Origin of the sequence: Sphingomonas sp. (genome assembly GCF_040398505.1) — a bacterium.
GTDB lineage: Bacteria > Pseudomonadota > Alphaproteobacteria > Sphingomonadales > Sphingomonadaceae > Sphingomonas.
The window spans coordinates 1,212-18,571 of the sequence record NZ_JBBATX010000004.1 but is presented as its reverse complement, the minus strand read 5'-3'; the positions used below and the strand labels follow the sequence as shown (position 1 = coordinate 18,571).

19 protein-coding genes are annotated in these 17,360 nt (G+C 65.1%); 5 read left to right on the top strand and 14 right to left on the bottom strand.

Annotation, left to right across the window (positions count from 1 at the left end):
* Window positions 1-90: 90 nt before the first annotated feature.
* The 5 genes from ABWP09_RS01125 to ABWP09_RS01105 are packed head-to-tail and all read right to left on the bottom strand — an operon-like array spanning window position 91 to window position 4,274.
* Window positions 91-1,626 (bottom strand): acyl-CoA synthetase, encoded by a 1,536-nt coding sequence (locus tag ABWP09_RS01125; RefSeq protein ID WP_353203331.1) that lies wholly within the window; start codon window positions 1,624-1,626, stop codon window positions 91-93.
* A 43-nt stretch (window positions 1,627-1,669) separates the two neighbouring features.
* On the bottom strand, window positions 1,670-2,266 hold the full coding sequence (locus ABWP09_RS01120) for a winged helix-turn-helix domain-containing protein (protein ID WP_353203330.1): 597 nt from the start codon (window positions 2,264-2,266) through the stop codon (window positions 1,670-1,672).
* A 51-nt stretch (window positions 2,267-2,317) separates the two neighbouring features.
* On the bottom strand, window positions 2,318-3,208 hold the full coding sequence (locus ABWP09_RS01115) for a P-loop NTPase family protein (RefSeq protein WP_353203329.1): 891 nt from the start codon (window positions 3,206-3,208) through the stop codon (window positions 2,318-2,320).
* Window positions 3,208-4,122, bottom strand: coding sequence for a HEAT repeat domain-containing protein (locus tag ABWP09_RS01110; protein WP_353203328.1), 915 nt, complete (start codon window positions 4,120-4,122; stop codon window positions 3,208-3,210). The genes ABWP09_RS01115 and ABWP09_RS01110 overlap by 1 nt, the downstream gene beginning before the upstream one ends.
* Window positions 4,122-4,274: a hypothetical protein gene (locus ABWP09_RS01105; protein ID WP_353203327.1), complete on the bottom strand. Its 153-nt coding sequence runs from the start codon at window positions 4,272-4,274 to the stop codon at window positions 4,122-4,124. Before ABWP09_RS01105 ends, ABWP09_RS01110 begins: the two co-directional genes overlap by 1 nt.
* Before the next feature lie 139 nt (window positions 4,275-4,413).
* Here ABWP09_RS01105 and ABWP09_RS01100 point away from each other — a divergent pair, with 139 nt between their 5' ends.
* Genes ABWP09_RS01100 through ABWP09_RS01090 form a run of 3 tightly spaced genes read left to right on the top strand, consistent with a single transcriptional unit; the run spans window position 4,414 to window position 5,737 of the window.
* On the top strand, window positions 4,414-4,878 hold the full coding sequence (locus ABWP09_RS01100; protein WP_353203326.1) for a PaaI family thioesterase: 465 nt from the start codon (window positions 4,414-4,416) through the stop codon (window positions 4,876-4,878).
* On the top strand, window positions 4,875-5,255 hold the full coding sequence (locus tag ABWP09_RS01095) for a PaaI family thioesterase (RefSeq protein WP_353203325.1): 381 nt from the start codon (window positions 4,875-4,877) through the stop codon (window positions 5,253-5,255). The genes ABWP09_RS01100 and ABWP09_RS01095 overlap by 4 nt, the downstream gene beginning before the upstream one ends.
* Window positions 5,256-5,278: 23 nt before the next feature.
* The gene (locus ABWP09_RS01090) at window positions 5,279-5,737 is read left to right on the top strand and encodes a hypothetical protein (protein ID WP_353203324.1); all 459 of its coding nucleotides are present in this window, start codon (window positions 5,279-5,281) and stop codon (window positions 5,735-5,737) included.
* Between the two features lie 21 nt (window positions 5,738-5,758).
* On the opposite strand, the gene ABWP09_RS01085 is transcribed toward ABWP09_RS01090, so the two are convergent.
* The 4 genes from ABWP09_RS01085 to ABWP09_RS01070 all read right to left on the bottom strand — a co-directional run bounded on the left by ABWP09_RS01085 (window position 5,759) and on the right by ABWP09_RS01070 (window position 8,996).
* On the bottom strand, window positions 5,759-6,199 hold the full coding sequence (locus ABWP09_RS01085) for an acyl-CoA thioesterase (protein ID WP_353203323.1): 441 nt from the start codon (window positions 6,197-6,199) through the stop codon (window positions 5,759-5,761).
* A gap of 9 nt (window positions 6,200-6,208) precedes the next feature.
* Window positions 6,209-6,718 carry a DUF1993 domain-containing protein gene (locus ABWP09_RS01080; protein WP_353203322.1) on the bottom strand — a complete coding sequence of 170 codons (510 nt, stop codon included), beginning with the start codon at window positions 6,716-6,718 and terminating at the stop codon, window positions 6,209-6,211.
* Between the two features lie 188 nt (window positions 6,719-6,906).
* Window positions 6,907-7,689: an SDR family NAD(P)-dependent oxidoreductase gene (locus ABWP09_RS01075; RefSeq protein WP_353203321.1), complete on the bottom strand. Its 783-nt coding sequence runs from the start codon at window positions 7,687-7,689 to the stop codon at window positions 6,907-6,909.
* Window positions 7,690-7,823: 134 nt separating this feature from the next.
* A complete protein-coding gene (locus tag ABWP09_RS01070; RefSeq protein WP_353203320.1) occupies window positions 7,824-8,996 on the bottom strand; it encodes an acetyl-CoA C-acetyltransferase in 1,173 nt (390 codons plus the stop codon).
* Window positions 8,997-9,096: 100 nt separating this feature from the next.
* Here ABWP09_RS01070 and ABWP09_RS01065 point away from each other — a divergent pair, with 100 nt between their 5' ends.
* Window positions 9,097-9,762: a nitroreductase gene (locus ABWP09_RS01065; protein WP_353203319.1), complete on the top strand. Its 666-nt coding sequence runs from the start codon at window positions 9,097-9,099 to the stop codon at window positions 9,760-9,762.
* 31 nt (window positions 9,763-9,793) lie between these two features.
* Here the strand turns inward: ABWP09_RS01065 and ABWP09_RS01060 are convergent, their stop codons facing one another.
* From ABWP09_RS01060 to ABWP09_RS01045, 4 genes are all read right to left on the bottom strand, one after another.
* Window positions 9,794-11,215 (bottom strand): DEAD/DEAH box helicase, encoded by a 1,422-nt coding sequence (locus ABWP09_RS01060; RefSeq protein WP_353203318.1) that lies wholly within the window; start codon window positions 11,213-11,215, stop codon window positions 9,794-9,796.
* A gap of 236 nt (window positions 11,216-11,451) precedes the next feature.
* Window positions 11,452-12,675: an HD-GYP domain-containing protein gene (locus ABWP09_RS01055; protein ID WP_353203317.1), complete on the bottom strand. Its 1,224-nt coding sequence runs from the start codon at window positions 12,673-12,675 to the stop codon at window positions 11,452-11,454.
* Between the two features lie 203 nt (window positions 12,676-12,878).
* Window positions 12,879-14,174 (bottom strand): amidohydrolase family protein, encoded by a 1,296-nt coding sequence (locus ABWP09_RS01050; RefSeq protein WP_353203316.1) that lies wholly within the window; start codon window positions 14,172-14,174, stop codon window positions 12,879-12,881.
* Window positions 14,171-15,610 (bottom strand): amidohydrolase, encoded by a 1,440-nt coding sequence (locus ABWP09_RS01045; protein WP_353203315.1) that lies wholly within the window; start codon window positions 15,608-15,610, stop codon window positions 14,171-14,173. The genes ABWP09_RS01050 and ABWP09_RS01045 overlap by 4 nt, the downstream gene beginning before the upstream one ends.
* A 209-nt stretch (window positions 15,611-15,819) precedes the next feature.
* Between ABWP09_RS01045 and ABWP09_RS01040 the strand changes: the two genes are divergently transcribed.
* On the top strand, window positions 15,820-16,065 hold the full coding sequence (locus ABWP09_RS01040; RefSeq protein WP_353203314.1) for a hypothetical protein: 246 nt from the start codon (window positions 15,820-15,822) through the stop codon (window positions 16,063-16,065).
* A gap of 71 nt (window positions 16,066-16,136) precedes the next feature.
* Here the strand turns inward: ABWP09_RS01040 and ABWP09_RS01035 are convergent, their stop codons facing one another.
* Complete coding sequence (locus ABWP09_RS01035) at window positions 16,137-17,294, bottom strand: acyl-CoA dehydrogenase family protein (RefSeq protein ID WP_353203313.1); 1,158 nt, start codon at window positions 17,292-17,294, stop codon at window positions 16,137-16,139.
* Window positions 17,295-17,360: the final 66 nt, after the last annotated feature.

The following is a 17,360-nucleotide window of genomic DNA, read 5'->3' as shown; positions in this document are numbered from 1 at the left end:
GGCCTCACACAAAGACACGAAGACACAAAAGATTTTGAACTCCTTCATCTTCGTGCCTTTGTGTGAGCAATCCTTCTTCCGCTTAGTGGCCTATGCGTCCGATCTGTGTCCGGCTTCAGCCCAATATTGGTCGCGCAGCAGGCGTTTATACAATTTCCCCGTCGCGTGACGCGGCAATTCTGCGCTGAAATCGATCTGGCGCGGCGTCTTCACCCCCGACAGTTCGGCGCGGCACCAGGCGGTGAGTTCGGCGGCCAGCGCCTCACCCGCCTCGGCCATGTCGACCGGCTGCACCACCGCGACGACGCGCTCGCCCATTTCGGGGCAGGGCGCGCCGATCACCGCGACATCCGCCACGCGCGGATGCGTGATCAGCCGATTCTCGATTTCCTGCGGATAGATGTTCACGCCGCCTGAGATGATCATGAAGCTCTTGCGGTCGGTGAGATACAGATACCCGTCGGCGTCGATCCGCCCGATATCGCCGAGCGTCGACCAGCCAAGCGCGTTGCGCGCCTCCGCCGTCTTGGCCGGATCGTTATGATATTCGAACACACCGCCGCCCTCGAAATAGACGAGGCCCTCCTCGCCCGCGGGCAATTCGACGCCATCCTCGCCGCAAATGTGCAGCGTGCCATAGGCCGCCTTGCCGACCGATCCCTTATGCTCGAGCCATTGCGCCGAATCGATCGTGGTCAGGCCATTGCCTTCGGACCCGGCATAATATTCGTAGAGCACCGGGCCCCACCAATCGATCATCGCTTGCTTGACCGGGACGGGGCAGGGGGCCGCGGCGTGGATCGCGACCTTGAGGCTCGATAAATCGTGGCGCGCGCGCGCCGCTTCGTCGAGTTTGAGCATCCGCACGAAATGCGTCGGCACCCATTGGCTGGCGTTGATCTTGTACCGCTCGATCGCGGCGAGCGCGGCCTCGGGGTCGAAATGCTGCAGCATCACCACCGTCCCGCCGAGCCGCTGCACCGTCATCGACCAGCGCAAAGGCGCGGCGTGATAGAGCGGCGCGGGGCTGAGATAGATACTGTCGGGCCCGAGGCCATACAGCCCGCGCGCGAGCATCATCAGCACCGTCGGCGCGGTAATGTCGGGGTCTTCGGGCAAGGCGACGCGGACGCCCTTGGGCCGCCCGGTCGTGCCCGAGGAATAGAGCATGTCGATGCCCGCGCGTTCGTCGGTGATCGGGGTGGCCGGCATCGCGGCGACCGCATCTTCCCAAACCTCCCAGCCGGGCACCGCACCGCCGACCGAAAAGCGCAGCCCGCCCGCATCGCTGCCTGCAATACCCGCGAGGCTGGCCGAGACGATCAGCAGCTTCGCCCCGGAATCGGCGACGATATATGCCAGCTCGGGCGCCGTCAGCTTGGTCGAGATGCAGACGAAGAACAGTCCGCTGCGCTGCGCCGCCCAGGCAATGTCGTAAAATTCGGGGGTGTTCTCCAGCATCAGCGCGATCGTATCGCCCGCCACCAGCCCGCGCGCGCGGAACAGCTGCGCCGCGCGGTTCGACCGTGCGTCGAGCTCGCCAAACGTGATCGTCTCGCCGGTCTCGCCGACGATCAGCGCAGGCTTGGCGGGATCGGTCCGGGCATGGATGCTAGGGTGCGACATTCTGGGCCTCTCCAGGCGTTTGGTTTCGTTTTGCAACGCGATGCTATACGCCCGCTTCGGGCACGGCAAGGCGATAGCCGACGCCCTTTTCGGTGTGCAGCATGGCCGACTCGAATCCCCGATCGAGCTTGGCGCGCAGCCGCGAGACATGCGCCGCGACAAGGTTCGTGCCGGGGTGGAAGCGCAGACCCCAGACCGCGCTGCGCAATTCGTCGTGCGACACCACCACACCCGCGCGCTCGGCCAAATAGAGCAACAGGCGATATTCGCGCGGCAGCAGATCGAGCGCGCGTCCGCCGCGCGTCGCCGTGCGCGCGACTCGGTCGATTGTCAGCGACCCGATCCGCACCGCGGTCGGCACCCGCCGCACCAGCGCAGCGAGGCGCGCCGCGATCAGCCCGTCGCTGGCCGAAAGCGCGACCGCGTCATCGGCCCCGGCATCGATCGCCGCGGCGACCGCAGCATCCCCACCGCGCACCACGTGCAGCGTCGGGAGGTGGGAGAGGAGTTCCCCCGCCGCGCCTTCGAAGCGCACCTCGGCCCGAACCGGCGCACCCGCCGCGACCAGCCGCAAGCCGCGTTTCGCCATTTCGGCATCGAGGCCAGGGCGGACAGGTCCAATGGCGAGCACGGGTTCCACGGCGCACAGTTATAACCCGGCAAAGTGCGCAAATGCCGCGATTCTAATCCATCACGGATCGACGAGGGCACGTGCGTGCCGCGCGACATAGCAGTCGGGATCGTCCGCTCCCCGTTCGAACACCGCGATCCGCGCGGCGCGGTCGGTCTCACAGGACGCCAGCGCGCGCAGCGCCGTGACGCGCATCCGCGCGGCGGGATGGCGCCGCGCCAGTTCGCCCGCGAGGCCGCGTCCGGCCTCCCCGCCATAGTGCACCGCGAGCGCCAGCAGCGCCTCGGACGGCGCGGTGGTCAGCCCCTCGGCGATCGTGCCCGCCGCCACATCGAAGCGGAACTGGTCGCGCCACGGCTGCGCGCGATCGAAGGCGAGGATATTGAGCGAAACCGACAGGCTGTCGGGCGGCAGTTGCACATGCACGTCGCGCCGCGCGCGGTAGAGCAGCACCTTGCCCTGCTCCAGCCGTGCGCGTTCGACGAAGCGCAGCCCCGCAGCTTCGCCCGCGACACCGACGATCGCGTCGACCTCATACTCGTAATAATCGCTCCAATAGCCCGGCCCCTGATAGCCGACCGTCAGGAACGAGAAATTATGGTCGTGCGGCATGTCGTAAAAGAACGGCGCGGTGCCGCTCGCGCGCACGACGGCATCGCCGCGCGCGGGCCAGAAATTGGCGCGCAGCACGTACCGCCCGTTGGGCGGGCGCAGCATGAACACTTGCGCGCCGTACGCATTGCCCGCCGACTGGCCCGAACAGCGATCCTCCAGCTCGGCGATGACGAGGTCGGCGAGGAAAGTACGATTGCGTGCCAGCCGCGCGAGCAAGGGCCCGAGTGCGGCGAGCGACTCCTCGTCGCGCGGATCGAACGCGCTGGCGTCGAGCGCCTCGGCCAGATCGTCGAGCCCGATCGCATTGCCCGTGCCGGGATCGATCGCGCGTGGCATCAGGCCGCCAGCCGCTGTTCGACAAGCGCGAGCGTCGCGATGGCGGCGGCGCGGACCTCGGCATGGGGATCGTCCGCCGCCATCGCGCGCAAGCGCGGGAGCGCGGCCCGCGTATCGCTCGCCAGCCATTCGCGCATCGCCGCCCAGCGCAGGAAGAAAGCCGGGTCGCGCGTGGCGGCGGCAAAGCACGCTTCGCTGCCGCTTCGTCCTGCCAGCCGCAGATAAGCGAGCAGCATCTGCGTGCGCGCCGCGCGGTCGTCATTCGTCGCGACCCGCACCAGCGCACCGCTGTCGATCGCATATTCGCGGGCGTAGGGAATCGTCTGCGCGCGCAGCGTCGCGCTCAGCGTCACGACATCGCTGCTCGCCTCGGCGAGGATATGGCCGTGCGTCCGCCCGTCGATCCGCACGACCGCACCATCGGTCGGGAGCCGACCGGGCAGCGCCACGCACGGCTTGGCGGTCGCCGCCGAGAAATCCGCGCCGATCGGCTCGGCCTGCCACAGCCGCAGCCGCGCATTCCCTGCGCGGACATAGCGCGTCACCGTCACGCGCCCCGGGACCACGACCGTGCGCGGCGGCGGCAACGTGGCGAGCGCATTGGCCGAAAGCACCGTCGCAGCGATCGATACTGCCGGCGTCTCGAACAGCACCGTCCCGATCCGCAACCCGTCACGCGCCACGCGGAACGGCGGTTCGAACCACGGATCCTCGGCCAATGCGGTAATCAACGGCGCGATCAGCTCGCCGACCCAGTCGTGATCGCTGAGCAGCGTCGAAATCGCACGCTCGATTGCAACTTCGGCGAACAAAAGCTCCAATGCGCGATACGGTTCGCTCGCCCGAAACGCGGCGGCGGCAGCAAAGGATCGCGCCGCCGCCGCCTCCAAACTCGCCCGATCGGGCAGCACCATCAGGGGTGAACCTCATAGATCAGAATCGCGACCCCGATGATGTAATCGAAGATATCGTCGCCGACGATTTCGAGCGAACGGATCGCGCCGCTCGTGCCGACTTGTGTCGCAAGATCGGCGATATAATTGATATCTAAGCTGAAAATGTCCATTATTTGCCCCCATCAGGCGGATGAGCCCGCGGCCCACACGGTATGCCGGCGGTGGTTCCCGCGCTTAGTTAAATCGCTGTAACATGGCCGATGGGCGCATGCTCTTGCGCCGATGCTGCGTTGCGATACGGAAGGAAGCATGTTTCCCGACCCGCCCCCCGCCTTCGATCCGCAACGCTTTTTTCTCCATGGCATCGGCGGGCATGGCGGGTTGCTGGGGCTCACCTATCACGCCCACGGCCCCGATTGGGTCGAACTGCAATTGCCCTACCGCACTGAATTAATTGGTGATCCCGACAGTGGCGTGCTCGCCTCCGGCCCGATCCTGACGATGATGGACATGGCGACCAGCATGGCGGTGTGGACTCGGCTCGGTCGCTTCCGGTCGCACGCGACGCTGGATTTGCGGATCGACTATCTGCGCCCCGCGACGCCGGGCAAAGCGGTGTTCGGGCGTGGCGAGGTTTACCGCATCACGCGTTCGATCTCATTCGTGCGCGGTCAGGCGCATGACGGCGACCCGGCCGATCCGCTGGCGCATGTCGCAGGGACCTTCATGTTTACCGACGCGCCGGTCGAATCGCCCGTTGGAGCGGGCGCATGACATTGCCGCCTTATGCCGATCTGCTGGGGATCGCACCCGCGCCCGGCGACGATCCCACGCTGCTGACGATGCCGAGCGCCGATACGGTGCTCGGGCGGCCGGGCTATCTCCACGGCGGTGCGATTGGCGGTTTGCTGGAAATGGCGGCGATCGTCGCGTTGCGCCATGCGCTCGCGGCGGACGGCGGCGGGCAGATTAAGCCGATCAACGTCACCGTCGATTTCATGCGCGGCGGGCGCGAAAAGCCGACTTTCGCGCGCGGCACCGTCACGCGGCTTGGCGGGCGGGTCGCCAATGTCGAGGCGATCGCGTGGCAGGATGACCCGGCCAAGCCGATCGCGGCGGCGCGGATGAATTATCTGATTGTGCGCGGCTAGGCCGGACTGATAAAATCCGAACGATGGCGGAGAATACCGAACCTAGTGCGCTCGACCTGCGCCGCCGCGCGCGCGCTGCACGCAATGCCGGTGACCGCGAGCTGGCACTCGCGGACGAGCGTGCGGCAGTCGCGCTGCTACGTCTGGAGTCGCCGGGGCCGGAGCTCGCGCACGCCGTCCGTCATGTCGCCGACATTCTCGTTGAACTCGACCGCGCAGGGGAGGCCACTGCAGCGATCACCGAAGCCTTGGCGCTGTATCGCGCGATCGACGCGCCGCCGCTCGATATCGCCAATGCGATGCGTAGCGCGGCGGTTCATGCCGAGGCGATTGGCGATAAAGCGGGCGCGCGCGAATTGTGGTGCGACGCACGGACGCGCTATGCCGCGCTCAGCGATGTCTTTTCGGCGATGACCGGCAGCCCCGCCAATCCGGGGGTGGATGAAGCAACGATGCGGCTTGCGGCGCTGGGCCGTGATTAATCCGGCAGTCGCTGCACGGCGCTAACCGGTCGCCGGTCGCCGGACCTTGTGCGCTTCCAATCCCGCGCGAAAATCTGCGGGCAAGGTGGTGATGCCGCCGCTCGCGCTCATCACGATCACCGCGTCGCAGGTCGCGACGCATTCGCCTTTCTGGAACGCCGCCGACAGGATGTGCCAGCTGCGATTGCCGATATCGCCGATCCCGGTGGCGATTTCGACATCGGCCGGGAAGAAGCTTTCGCCCAGATAATTGATCTCGATCTTCGCGACGAGCCAGCGATGCCCCGCCCAACCCGCCAGATTCATCGACCGGTTGAAGCGGACCCGTCCGCTTTCGAACAAGCCCGCCATCGCGACATTATTGATATGGCCGAGCACGTCGAGATCCTGAAAGCGCGTCTGGATCGCTTCGCTGTGCGGATAGGAAGCGGGGTCGCGCCGCCAGGAATCGAGTTTGGGCATGGGCTGGGCTTATAGTCCGCTCGGGAACACGTCCAGCTTGCCGAGCGGGACGCCCTTCGACCGCAGAATCGCGTAGACCATATTGGCGTGGAACGCGATGTTGGTCGCCGCGAACACCGTGATCCACTGCGCCGCGGGCAAAGTGGGCTCCATATTCGGACCGAGCTGGGCGGTGACCGGCACATCCTCGCGACCAGCGAATTGCGCGGGCGTCAGCGCCGCGAGCCACGCCTTGGCCGCCACGATTGCGGCCTGGTACCCGGCGACGTCGAGATCGGCGGTGATGGGTTCGGGGATCGTTACGTCGATCGCGCGCGCGATCCAGGATTGCGAGAAGTTGATGACGACCATCGCCTGGAATGACAGCGAATGCATGTCCTCGGCGAGCCGCCAGGCGAGCATGTCTGCCTCAGGAATGCCGTTGGCTGCGGCATAGTCCGCGCCTTTGGTCAGGAGGTGCGCGGTGGTGTCGAGCTGACGGCGGAACAGGTCGACGAAGCTGAAGAGCGAGGTGGTCATGCGGAGGCTTCCAAATTCCCCTCCCGCTTGCGGGAGGGGTTAGGGGAGGGGAGGTCGGGATATGCGAGATCGGCGAGTAGGACATTCCCTCCCCCAGCCCAGTTCCGGGTGAACGATCCCCCGGATCGTTCAGGCCATGCCGGGGGCATGGCCGACCCGGAACTCGCAAGCGGGAGGGGAGAATATTGTCAGCGCGGAGCCATCCGGATCGCGCCATCGAGGCGCACATCTTCCCCGTTGAAATAGCTGTTCTCCAGCATCGTCAGCGCCAGATGCGCATATTCCGCCGGAAGACCGAGCCGCTTGGGGAAGGGGACCGACGCCGCAAGATTGTCCTTAACTTGCTGTGGCGCGCCCTGCATCAGCGGGGTTTCAAAGATGCCGGGCAGGATCGTGTTGATGCGGATGCCCTCGCCCATCAGATCGCGCGCGATCGGCAGCGTCATGCCGACGACGCCGCCCTTTGACGCGGAATAGGCGGCTTGACCCATCTGCCCGTCTTCGGCGGCGACCGAAGCGGTCATCACGATCGCACCGCGCTCGCCGTCGGTGCCAGGGTCGAGCGTCAACATGCCTGCGGCCGATTTGGCGACGCAGCGGAAGGTGCCGACAAGGTTGATCTGGATCAGCCAATCGAACGCGGCGAGCGGAAAGTGCTTGATGCTGCCGTCTTCCTTGGATCGGCTGGCGGTCTTCACCGCATTGCCCGTCCCCGCGCAGCACACCAAGGCCGATTCCTGTCCGTGCGCCGCGCGCGCCTTGGCAAAGCCCTCATCGACCGACTCGTCGGAGGTCACGTTCACCTTGCAGAAGATCCCGCCGATTTCGGCGGCGACGGCTTCGCCCTTTTCTTCTTGCAGATCGAAGATCGCGACCTTGACGCCCTTCGCGGCAAGCGCGCGCGCGGTGGCGGCACCGAGGCCGGAAGCGCCGCCGGTGACGACGGCTGCGGTGGTTGAGTCGAGTTTCATGGTGGTTCTCCCTCGTTTGAAGCCCCTCCCCTTCAGGGGAGGGGTTGGGGTGGGGGCGTGCCTAAAACGCAAGGTTGCATTCGCGGTGAGGCCCCACCCCCAACCCCTCCTCCGAAGGGGAGGGGCTTAAGTGCTTAAAGCCGCTCGATGATCGTGACGTTGGCGATGCCGCCGCCCTCGCACATCGTCTGCAGGCCATAGCGCCCGCCCGACGCCTTCAGCGCGTGGACCAGCGTCGCCATCAGTTTCGTGCCCGACGCCCCCAGCGGATGGCCGAGCGCGATCGCGCCGCCATTGACGTTGAGCTTCGCATGGTCGGCACCGGTGTGTTTCAGCCACGCCAACGGCACGGGCGCGAACGCCTCATTTACTTCGTACAGGTCGATCTCCTCGATCTTCATGCCCGAACGCTGCAGCGCACGGTCGGTCGCGAAGAGCGGTTCTTCGAGCATGATGACCGGGTCGCCGCCGGTGACGGTCAAATTCACGATCCGCGCGATCGGGGTGAGGTTGTGCGCCTTCAATGCCGCCTCGCTGACGATCATCACCGCGCTCGCGCCGTCGCAAATCTGGCTGGCATTGGCGGCCGAGATGCTGCCGCCTTCCTGCAACAATTTGACCGATCCGATGCTCTCCAGCGTTGCGTCATAGCGAATGCCCTCGTCGGTCATATGCGCTATCACACCCTCGGGGGTTTCCACGTCGATCGCGACGATCTCATTGGCGAACGCCCCGCGCTCGGTCGCGGCGATCGCGCGGCGGTGGCTTTCGAGCGCGAACGCGTCGAGCTGCGCACGGTCGAAACCGTGCTTCTTGACGATCATCTCGGCGCCCATGAACTGGCTGAACATGATGCCGGGATATTTTTCCTCAAGCTGTGGCGATTTGTAATTGCCCAGCCCTTCTTTCATGAACAGCGTCGCGGTCGATCCCATCGGCACGCGCGTCATGCTCTCGACACCCGCCGCGATCACGATGTCCTGCGTGCCCGACATGACCGCCTGGGCGGCGAACTGCATTGCTTGCTGCGACGATCCGCACTGGCGATCGATCGAGACCGCGGGCACGCTGTCGGGCAGATGCTTCGCGGCGAGCACGGCGTTGCGGCCGACTTGCCCGGCCTGCTGTCCGCCCTGCATGACGCAGCCCATGATGACATCGTCGACCGCTGCGCCATCGATCCCGGTGCGCGTGATGATCGCGTCGAGCACGTGGGCGGCCATGTCGACGGGGTGCGTTCCGGCAAGCTTGCCGCCACGTTTGCCACCAGCGGTGCGGACTGCGTCCACAATATAGGCTTCGGCCATGCTCGACTCTCCAAATCGGTTGTTGTTTGCAACCTCTTGCCGCGAATGCGCGCGTTGGGCAAGGTGGATTGGCGTACCCGGTGATCGAAAGGCTTGAGGCATGAACGTGAGCGAGGCGATTGCGGCGCGTCGATCGGTGCGCGGATATCGTGCCGATCCGGTCGATCCGGCGGTGCTGCGCGGCATTGTCACCAAGGGCGCCCGCGCGGCGACTGGCGGCAATTTGCAGCCCTGGCATGTCGACGTGCTGACCGGGGAAGCGCTTGTCGCGTTGAAGGCGTCGATCGCCGCGAAGTTGTGGCGTGGTGAGAGCGAGACGCCGGCCTACGACATCTACCCGCCCGAACTGGTCGCGCCGTATCGCGACCGGCGCTTTGCGGTGGGGGAGGCGATGTACACCGAAATCGGCATCCCGCGCGATGACAAGGCCGCGCGACGGCTGTGGTTCGCGCGCAACTTCCAGTTCTTCGGGGCGCCCGCCGCCTTGTTCTGCACGGTCGACCGGCGGATGGGGCCACCGCAATGGGCCGATCTCGGCATGTATCTGCAGAATGTGATGCTGCTCGCGGTCGAGGCCGGGCTCGCCACGTGCGCGCAGGAATGTTGGGCAATGTATCCGGAGACGGTCGGCGCGGCGATCGACATTCCGCCGGAACGGATGCTGTTCTGCGGCATGGCGATCGGGTTCGAAGACACGGAAGAACCCGCGAACCGCTTGCGCAGTGCACGGGCTCCTGAGGAAGAGTGGTTGCGGATTCACAGTTAATCCCTCTCCCAAAGGGAGAGGAAACGTTAGATCAGCCCGCCGCTGGCGAACGGCGACCGCCGCCGCCGCGCGCGCCGCGACCACCACCATTGCCGCCAGGACGGCCCTGGCCAGGCCGACCTTGACCGCCGGGACGACCGCCGCCGGCAGGACGACCTGCGCCGCCAGCGTTGAACGGGCGCGCGCCGCCAGCCGGACGATCCCCGGTCGGGCGCGCGGCGTGCGTCGCCTTGGGTGGCGCGCGGTGACGGCCCGATTCGTCGCGGCGTTCGAACGTGTCGGACCCGGCCGGACGCGCCGCCTTGATCCGCGCTGCTTCGGCCATGAAGCCTTCGGGCAGCGGCAGCATTTCGGGCTTCACGCGCGTCAATTTCTCGATGTCGCGCAAATACGTCCGCTCATCATCGGCGCAGAAGCTGATCGCGATGCCCGATGCGCCGGCGCGCGCGGTGCGGCCGATGCGATGGACATATTGCTCGGGCACGTTGGGCAGCTCGAAGTTGAACACATGGCTGACACCCGACACATCGATCCCGCGTGCGGCGATATCGGTTGCGACGAGCACCTTGGCCTTGCCCGATTTGAACTCGGCGAGCGCGCGCTCGCGCTGCGGCTGGCTCTTATTGCCGTGGATCGCGTTGGCTTCGATCCCGTTGGCGGCGAGCAGCTTCACGACACGGTCGGCACCGTGCTTGGTACGGGTGAAGACCAACGAACGCTCGACGGCTTCGTCGCGCAGCAGGATCGTCAGCATCGCCTGCTTTTCGCCCTGGTTGATGAACACGACCTTCTGGTCGACGCGCTCGGCGGTGGTTGCGACCGGCGCGACCTTCACCGTCTGCGGATCGTTGAGGAACTGGTTGGCCAGTTCGCGGATCGCATTGGGCATCGTCGCTGAGAAGAACAACGTCTGGCGCTGCTTGGGCAGCATCCGGACGATCTTGCGCAGCGCGTGGATGAAGCCCAAGTCGAGCATCTGATCGGCTTCGTCGAGCACGAGGATTTCGAGCATCGCGAGGCTGACGAAACGCTGCTCGATCAAATCGAGCAAGCGGCCCGGCGTGGCGACGAGGATGTCGACGCCGCGCGCCATGTCCTGGCGGTTCTTGTTGATGCTGGTGCCGCCGAACACCGTTGCGACCGACATTTTCGAGAATTTGCCATAGTCGCGCGCGCTCTCGGCGATCTGGCTGGCCAGTTCGCGCGTCGGGGCGAGCACGAGCATCCGGCAATGCGTCGGCAGCACGCGCTTCTCATTGTTGACGAGATGCTGGATCGACGGGAGCACGAACGCCGCCGTCTTGCCGGTGCCGGTCTGGGCAATGCCGAGCAGATCGCCGCCTTCTAGCAGGATCGGGATCGATTGCTTCTGGATCGGGGTAGGGGTGGTATAGCCTTTGGCTTCGAGCGCGCGGACGAGCGGCTCGGCGAGGCCGAGTTGTGCGAAAGTCATGAGTATTCAGTCCATTGCATGTGCCATGGACGCACGCCTTGCGGGCGCACGGATGGCGGGGGGAGGATGACACCCCGCGTGAAAAGGGAAGTCCGTTGGATAACGACCGAGGCGGAGCTTGGGCTGCCGGTTGTCGGCATACCTAATCACGCTGCATTACGCCTCGATGGAGCGCCCTTACGCAGGCGGTGGAGAAAAGTCAAGGTGGCGGGCATCGTGAGGAGATGTGGCGGCGCTCACTTCGATTTCGGGCGCGCTTCTTTGCCGATCGATGGATCATGACCCTCCAGCAGCTGCTGCTTGACGTCGGCCCAGTTGGCCAAGCCATAGTCAAGCGGGTCTGGCGTATCGAGGATCGTTTCGCTCGTGTCGATGTCGGAGAGGAAAAGTTCGTAGGGCGGCAGGAGCCGCTGGTCCGCAATGTCATAAAAGACCGTGAGCCGCGCGCGACTGGTCCGACGGCCATTGTCGCGCACCATCGCGAGATGCCCTGAGCGCAGCCGGACAGGCATCCCGATCGGGAAGACGCAGATGCTCTTCATGAACACGAAGAGCAGCGCTTGATCAAAATGCCCGGACCAACTCGCCATCGCAGCGATCGCCGCGACGGGCGACGCGGCACCTTTGTAGGCGCGTTCCGAGGTCAGGGAGTCATACACGTCGCAAATCGCCCCCATCCGCGCCGCCAGACTGATGTCGTCACCGACAAGGCCGAACGGATAGCCGCTGCCATCGACCTTCTCATGGTGATGCAGGCAGACGTCGAGCGCGATCGACGGAACATCGTCCGCCAGCAGCAGTGCGTGCCCGATTTCCGGGTGTTGGCGCATCTCGTCCCACTCCTCCGGGGTCAGCGGTCCGGGCTTGTTCAGGACCTCCTTCGCGATGCGGATCTTGCCGATATCGTGGAACAGCCCGCCCAGCCCCATCAGCCGGACCTCGTCGGCCGCAAGACCCAGTTCGCGCGCGAAATTGACCATCAACGTACCGACCGCGACCGAATGGAAATAGGTGTACGTATCGCGCGACTTCAGCCGCATCATGCCGAGCAGCATCGAACGATTGCGTTCGAGCGCATCCGTGATCGACCGGACCACCCCATCGAGCGGGCCGGTCTCAAGGCGCCCGCCACTCTCCGCGCTATCGAAGACGGACTTCATGAAATCGCGGGCATCGTCGGTGACGCGCTTCGCTGCGATTGAATCGGCCTCGCGTCGCACGATGTCGCTCTGCACCCGCGCTCGGCGCGCGTTTCCGGAATGGGCTGGGCGTGCCGATCCGACACAGCGATCGAGATCGATCACCACGGCGCCGACCTTGCTGCGGCGCAGCATGGCAATTTCATCGAGACTGGTCAGCAAAAAGCGCGAGCGCCAGAACGGTTGCGCCAGCCACGGACCGTCGATCGCGTGGACGTACATGCCAAGCGTAATCTCGCGCACGGGAACCCGCTTCAGCATCCGCCGAAACACCCGCAGCGGCCTTCAGCCCGCGCTTTCCGGGCCTCGTGCTCGCAGTTCCCCCGTCCGTCCATCAATCTCATCGCCCCTGCGCCGGGGCCGACCGCGCCCCATCTCAGCGCATTATAGACGGCGCTGCGATGGCCGCGACGGTCCGCGCGAAAACGATGCGGCTGCGCTTCGTGGTAACCGCGCCGAGGCGGTTACCGCTCATACGCCTTTGGCAAAGCGCCTTCGCCCGGCAGCATGTAGCGATCGCGCAGCGCGTCCTGGCGGGTGCGCAGCGGTTGCTTGATGCCGTCGATATAGACCGCCGACACGCCGGTCCCCAATTCGAGCGGATCGCCGTCCCAGATCACCACGTCGCCGCGGCGGCCGGTTCTCAGCGAGCCGATCTCCCCACCCATGCCGATGACTTCGGCAGGGACCGAGGTGATCGCGGCGAAGGCAGCGTTCCAGTCGAGCCCGGTCGCGCCGGGCAGCTTCGTCAGCGCGACGAGATTGCCGGCATATTGCTTTTCGAGCCGCGCCTGGCGGGCTTCGTCGTCATTGATCGTGCCGATGCCGACGCGCACACCCGCCGCCTTCATCCGCCCGATATTCGATTGCGTCGAGCCGAGCTGATCGAAGGTTGCGGGCAAATCGGTCAGCGCCGAGGCGATCACCGGGATGCCCGCCGCGGCGATCTCGCTGGCGACGAGCCAGCCTTCCGCCGCACCGACGAACACCAGTTTCAACGCCGGATAGTCGCGCTTCAAATCGATCAGCGCGAGCATGTCCGACGCGCGTTCGACATGGATCAGCAGCGGCATCGTGCCATTCGCGACCGGCACCAATGCCGCCGCATCGGCGCGGGTGAGCAACGCGTCCTTGCCCTGATCGCCATAGGCAGCGGGCGCGCGGACATAATCCTTCACTTGCGCCAGCGCGTTGCGGAACATCGCGATCATCGCCGGGCGGCTGTTGCCGCTGCGTGACCCGCCGCCGCCATATTCCATGAACTGGAAAGCGCGCGCCTTGGTGATGGGTGCGCGGTCGACCCCGAGATCGATCACTGCGCCCAAGCCGGCGAAGATCGACCCGTCATTGTCCGGCGCGACGATCGCACGCGTAATGCCCTCGGCGCGGTTGAGCGGGATCGAGGAGGTCGCCGGATTGACGGCGGGCGCGACATCAATCGCGGCGTGGAACGGGCTGCCGCGCGCGGCGGTGTCGTTGGTTTCCTCGATCCCGTCGGATTCGACGATCCCCATCCGCGTGAAGCCTGCGACGATGCCGGGGGTAACCCATTTGCCGCCCGCATCGACGCTTGGCATGCCGGCCGGGACCACGACCGACTTGCCCGCGGCGATGACGCGCCCGTCGCGCACGACGACGGTGCCGCCCTCGATCGGGGCGGAGCCGTCGCCGATGACGAGCTTGGCGTTAGTGATCGCGACCGATTGTGCGGTGGCTGGGGTCGCCAGAAAGGCAACCGAGAGGAGCAGGAGGCGCTTCACTTCACATCTCCCGAGCCGGGCTGACCAAGTTCGAAATCGGATACGGGTCTAAGTTTCGGATTGGCCGAATCGTAGAGCAAGGCGCCGTCGATCCACACCTTGTCGGGGCGGGTATAGACGCTGAACGGATTGCCGTTCCACAACACCACATCGGCCATCTTGCCGGGTTTCAGGCTGCCGGTCTTGTCGGCGATGCCGAGCGCCTTGGCCGGATTATAGGTCAGCCATTGCCACGCGACCGCATCGGAAATGTCGATCCCGGCGCGCCGCCCCGAGGCGAGCGCCTTGGCGACTTCCTGGTTCAACCGCTGGATGCCGTTGGCGTCGTCCGAATGGATCATGCCGCACGCGCCATTCTTTTGCAGCAGCGCGAGATTCTCGCCGATCGCGTCGTACGACTCCATCTTGAAGCCCCACCAATCGGCCCATACCGCGGCGCAGGTGCCGTTGGCTTTCAGCAGATCGGCGATCTTATACGCCTCAACCGCGTGGTGGAACGCGCTGACATGATAGCCGAATTCCTTCGCCATATCCATGACGATGGCCATTTCGTCGGCGCGGTAGCAATGGTTCTGGACGAGGATTTCGCCCGACAATACGCCGCGCAGCGTGTCCATCGCGATGTCGCGCGCGGGCACTTCGCCGCCGTCCTTTTCGTATTTGTCCCATTTGCGCTTATATTCGACGGCCTTGGCCCAGGTCTGCCGGTCGACCGCGACATTGCCCATGCGGGTCGAGGGTTCGCGCCCCTTGCCGCCATAGACGCGCTTGGGATTCTCGCCACACGCCATTTTGAGGCCGTACGGCGCGCCGGGGAATTTCATGCCCTGTTCGGTGCGGGCATAGACGTTCTTGATGACGACCGAGCGCCCGCCCATCAAATTCGCCGATCCGGGCAGGATCTCGAGTGTGGTGACGCCGCCATTGGTCAGCGCGCGGCTGAAGCCGGGGTCCTGCGGCCACACGCTATGTTCGGCCCAGACGTCGGCGGTGACCGGACCGGTCGCTTCATTGCCGTCGGAATTGGCCTGCACGCCGGGCGAGGGATAGTCGCCGAGATGGCTGTGAATGTCGATAATCCCGGGAGTCAGCGTCTTGCCGGTGCCATCGATGACGGTCGCGCCCGCTGGCGCCGCGACGCTCTGGCCGAGGCTCACGATCTTGCCATCGGCGAACAGCACCGATCCATCGTCGATCCGCCCGCCTTCGCCGTCGAAGATCGTGACGTGCGTGACAAGCGTCGGCACGCCGGGATAGGCCTTGTAGGTCGAAGGGAAAGGGTCGTGGCTATAGCCTTTGCCCATGCCCGGACCGACCTTAGAGGAGGCGGTGGCGGGTTTCGCCCCGCCATCGCTCGCGCAGCCGGCGAGCAGGGCGGATGCCGCAACCGCCGTCAGCAAGGTTCGTGAAGTGGCGGTCCTGGCGTTCCGGATCATGCAGTCCCCTTGGCCTTTGGCCGTTTGGTTTTCGCCCCGACAATCCGGACTTTCCGATGATGTGTCAATGGATTGAGGTGAGCCCACATAATCGCCACATTTTGCCTCAAAAAAGCCTTGATTTATTTCCGACTGAATGAGTATGAATTGATCGTGCTTGTGAAGTTGCGGCCGGACACCGCGACTTGGGCACCGAATCGGAGACGATGATGATGAAAAAGATCATGGCACTCGCGCTCGTGACCAGTCTCGCTGTGCCGCTTGCGGCGTGTGACTGGTGGGGTACCGGCAAAAAGGTGGATACCAGCCTGAATGACACCGCGCCTGCCAATGCAAGCGAGATCGGCACCGATACGCTCGGCAACGGCGCAAGCGGAATCGATGAGGCTGACCCTGCGACGCTCGTCGATCAGGCCGGACCCGAGACGAATGCGGTTGCCGGCAACACGCTATAAGGTGTCGCCCTGTCCCTTAGCCGGATGGGGAGATCAGGCCCGACGGGACGCCGTCGGGCCTTTTTTGCGGGCTACAGCGAGCGCCCAATCAGTTCCTTCATGATCTCATTCGTGCCGCCGAAAATCCGCGTCACGCGCGCCGCACGCCAGGCGCGGGCGATCGGATATTCGTTCATATAGCCGGCACCACCGTGCAATTGCAGGCACTTGTCCATCACTTCCCATTGCAGATCGGTGTGCCATAATTTGGCGGCGGCGCCTTCTTCGTTGGTCAATTCACCCTTGAGGTGGCGCGCGATCGCCCAGTCGAGATGCGCCCAGCCGACTTGCAGCTTGGCCTTCAGATCGGCGAGCACGAAGCGGGTGTTCTGGAAATCGAACACCATCCCGGCAAAGGCCTTGCGCGTCTTGGTGAATTCGACCGTCTCGTCGAACGCCTTTTGCGCCGAGGCCTGGACCGAGACCGCGATGCTGAGCCGTTCCTGCGGCAATTGGCTCATCAGATAGATGAAGCCCTTGCCTTCCTCGCCCAGGCAATTGGTGATCGGCACGCGGACGTCTTCGAAGAACAGTTCCGACGTATCGGCGGCATCCTGCCCGATCTTGTCGAGCTTGCGGCCCTTCTTGAAACCGTCACGGTCGCTTTCGACCAGGATGATCGACATGCCCTTCCACGCGGGCTTGGCATCGGGATCGGTCTTGGCGACGACCAGTGTCAGATCGGTATTCTGGCCGTTGGTGATATAGGTCTTTGAGCCGTTGATAACGTAGTGGTTGCCGTCTTTCTTCGCGCTGGTGCGGATCGCCTGCAAGTCGCTGCCCGTGCCCGGTTCGGTCATCGCGATGGCGGTGATGACTTCGCCCGAGACCATCTTGGGCAGCCAGTGCTGCTTCTGCTCTTCCGAACCATAGGTTTCGATATAGCCCGCGACGATGTCGGACTGGAGCGAGAAACCGGCGGGGACGCCGTTATACGCCATCTCCTCATCGACGATCGCGTTATAGCCGAAATCGAGGCCGAGCCCGCCATACGCCTCGGGCGCGGTCGGGCAGAGCATCCCGATCTCTCCCGCCTTCATCCAAAAGGATTTGGGGACGAGCTTGTTCTCCTCCCACTCGTTGACGTGCGGCACGCCTTCCTTTTGCAGGAAGCTGCGCACGGTCTGGCGAAACGCCTCATGATCCTCGGTATAGGCGAAGCGTCCGGGCACGGTGTCGAGCGACGACATGGGATAGGTCCTCTCTTGCAACTGTTTTGACCGGTTTGGGGGGGACGGGGGGAGACGTCAACTCCC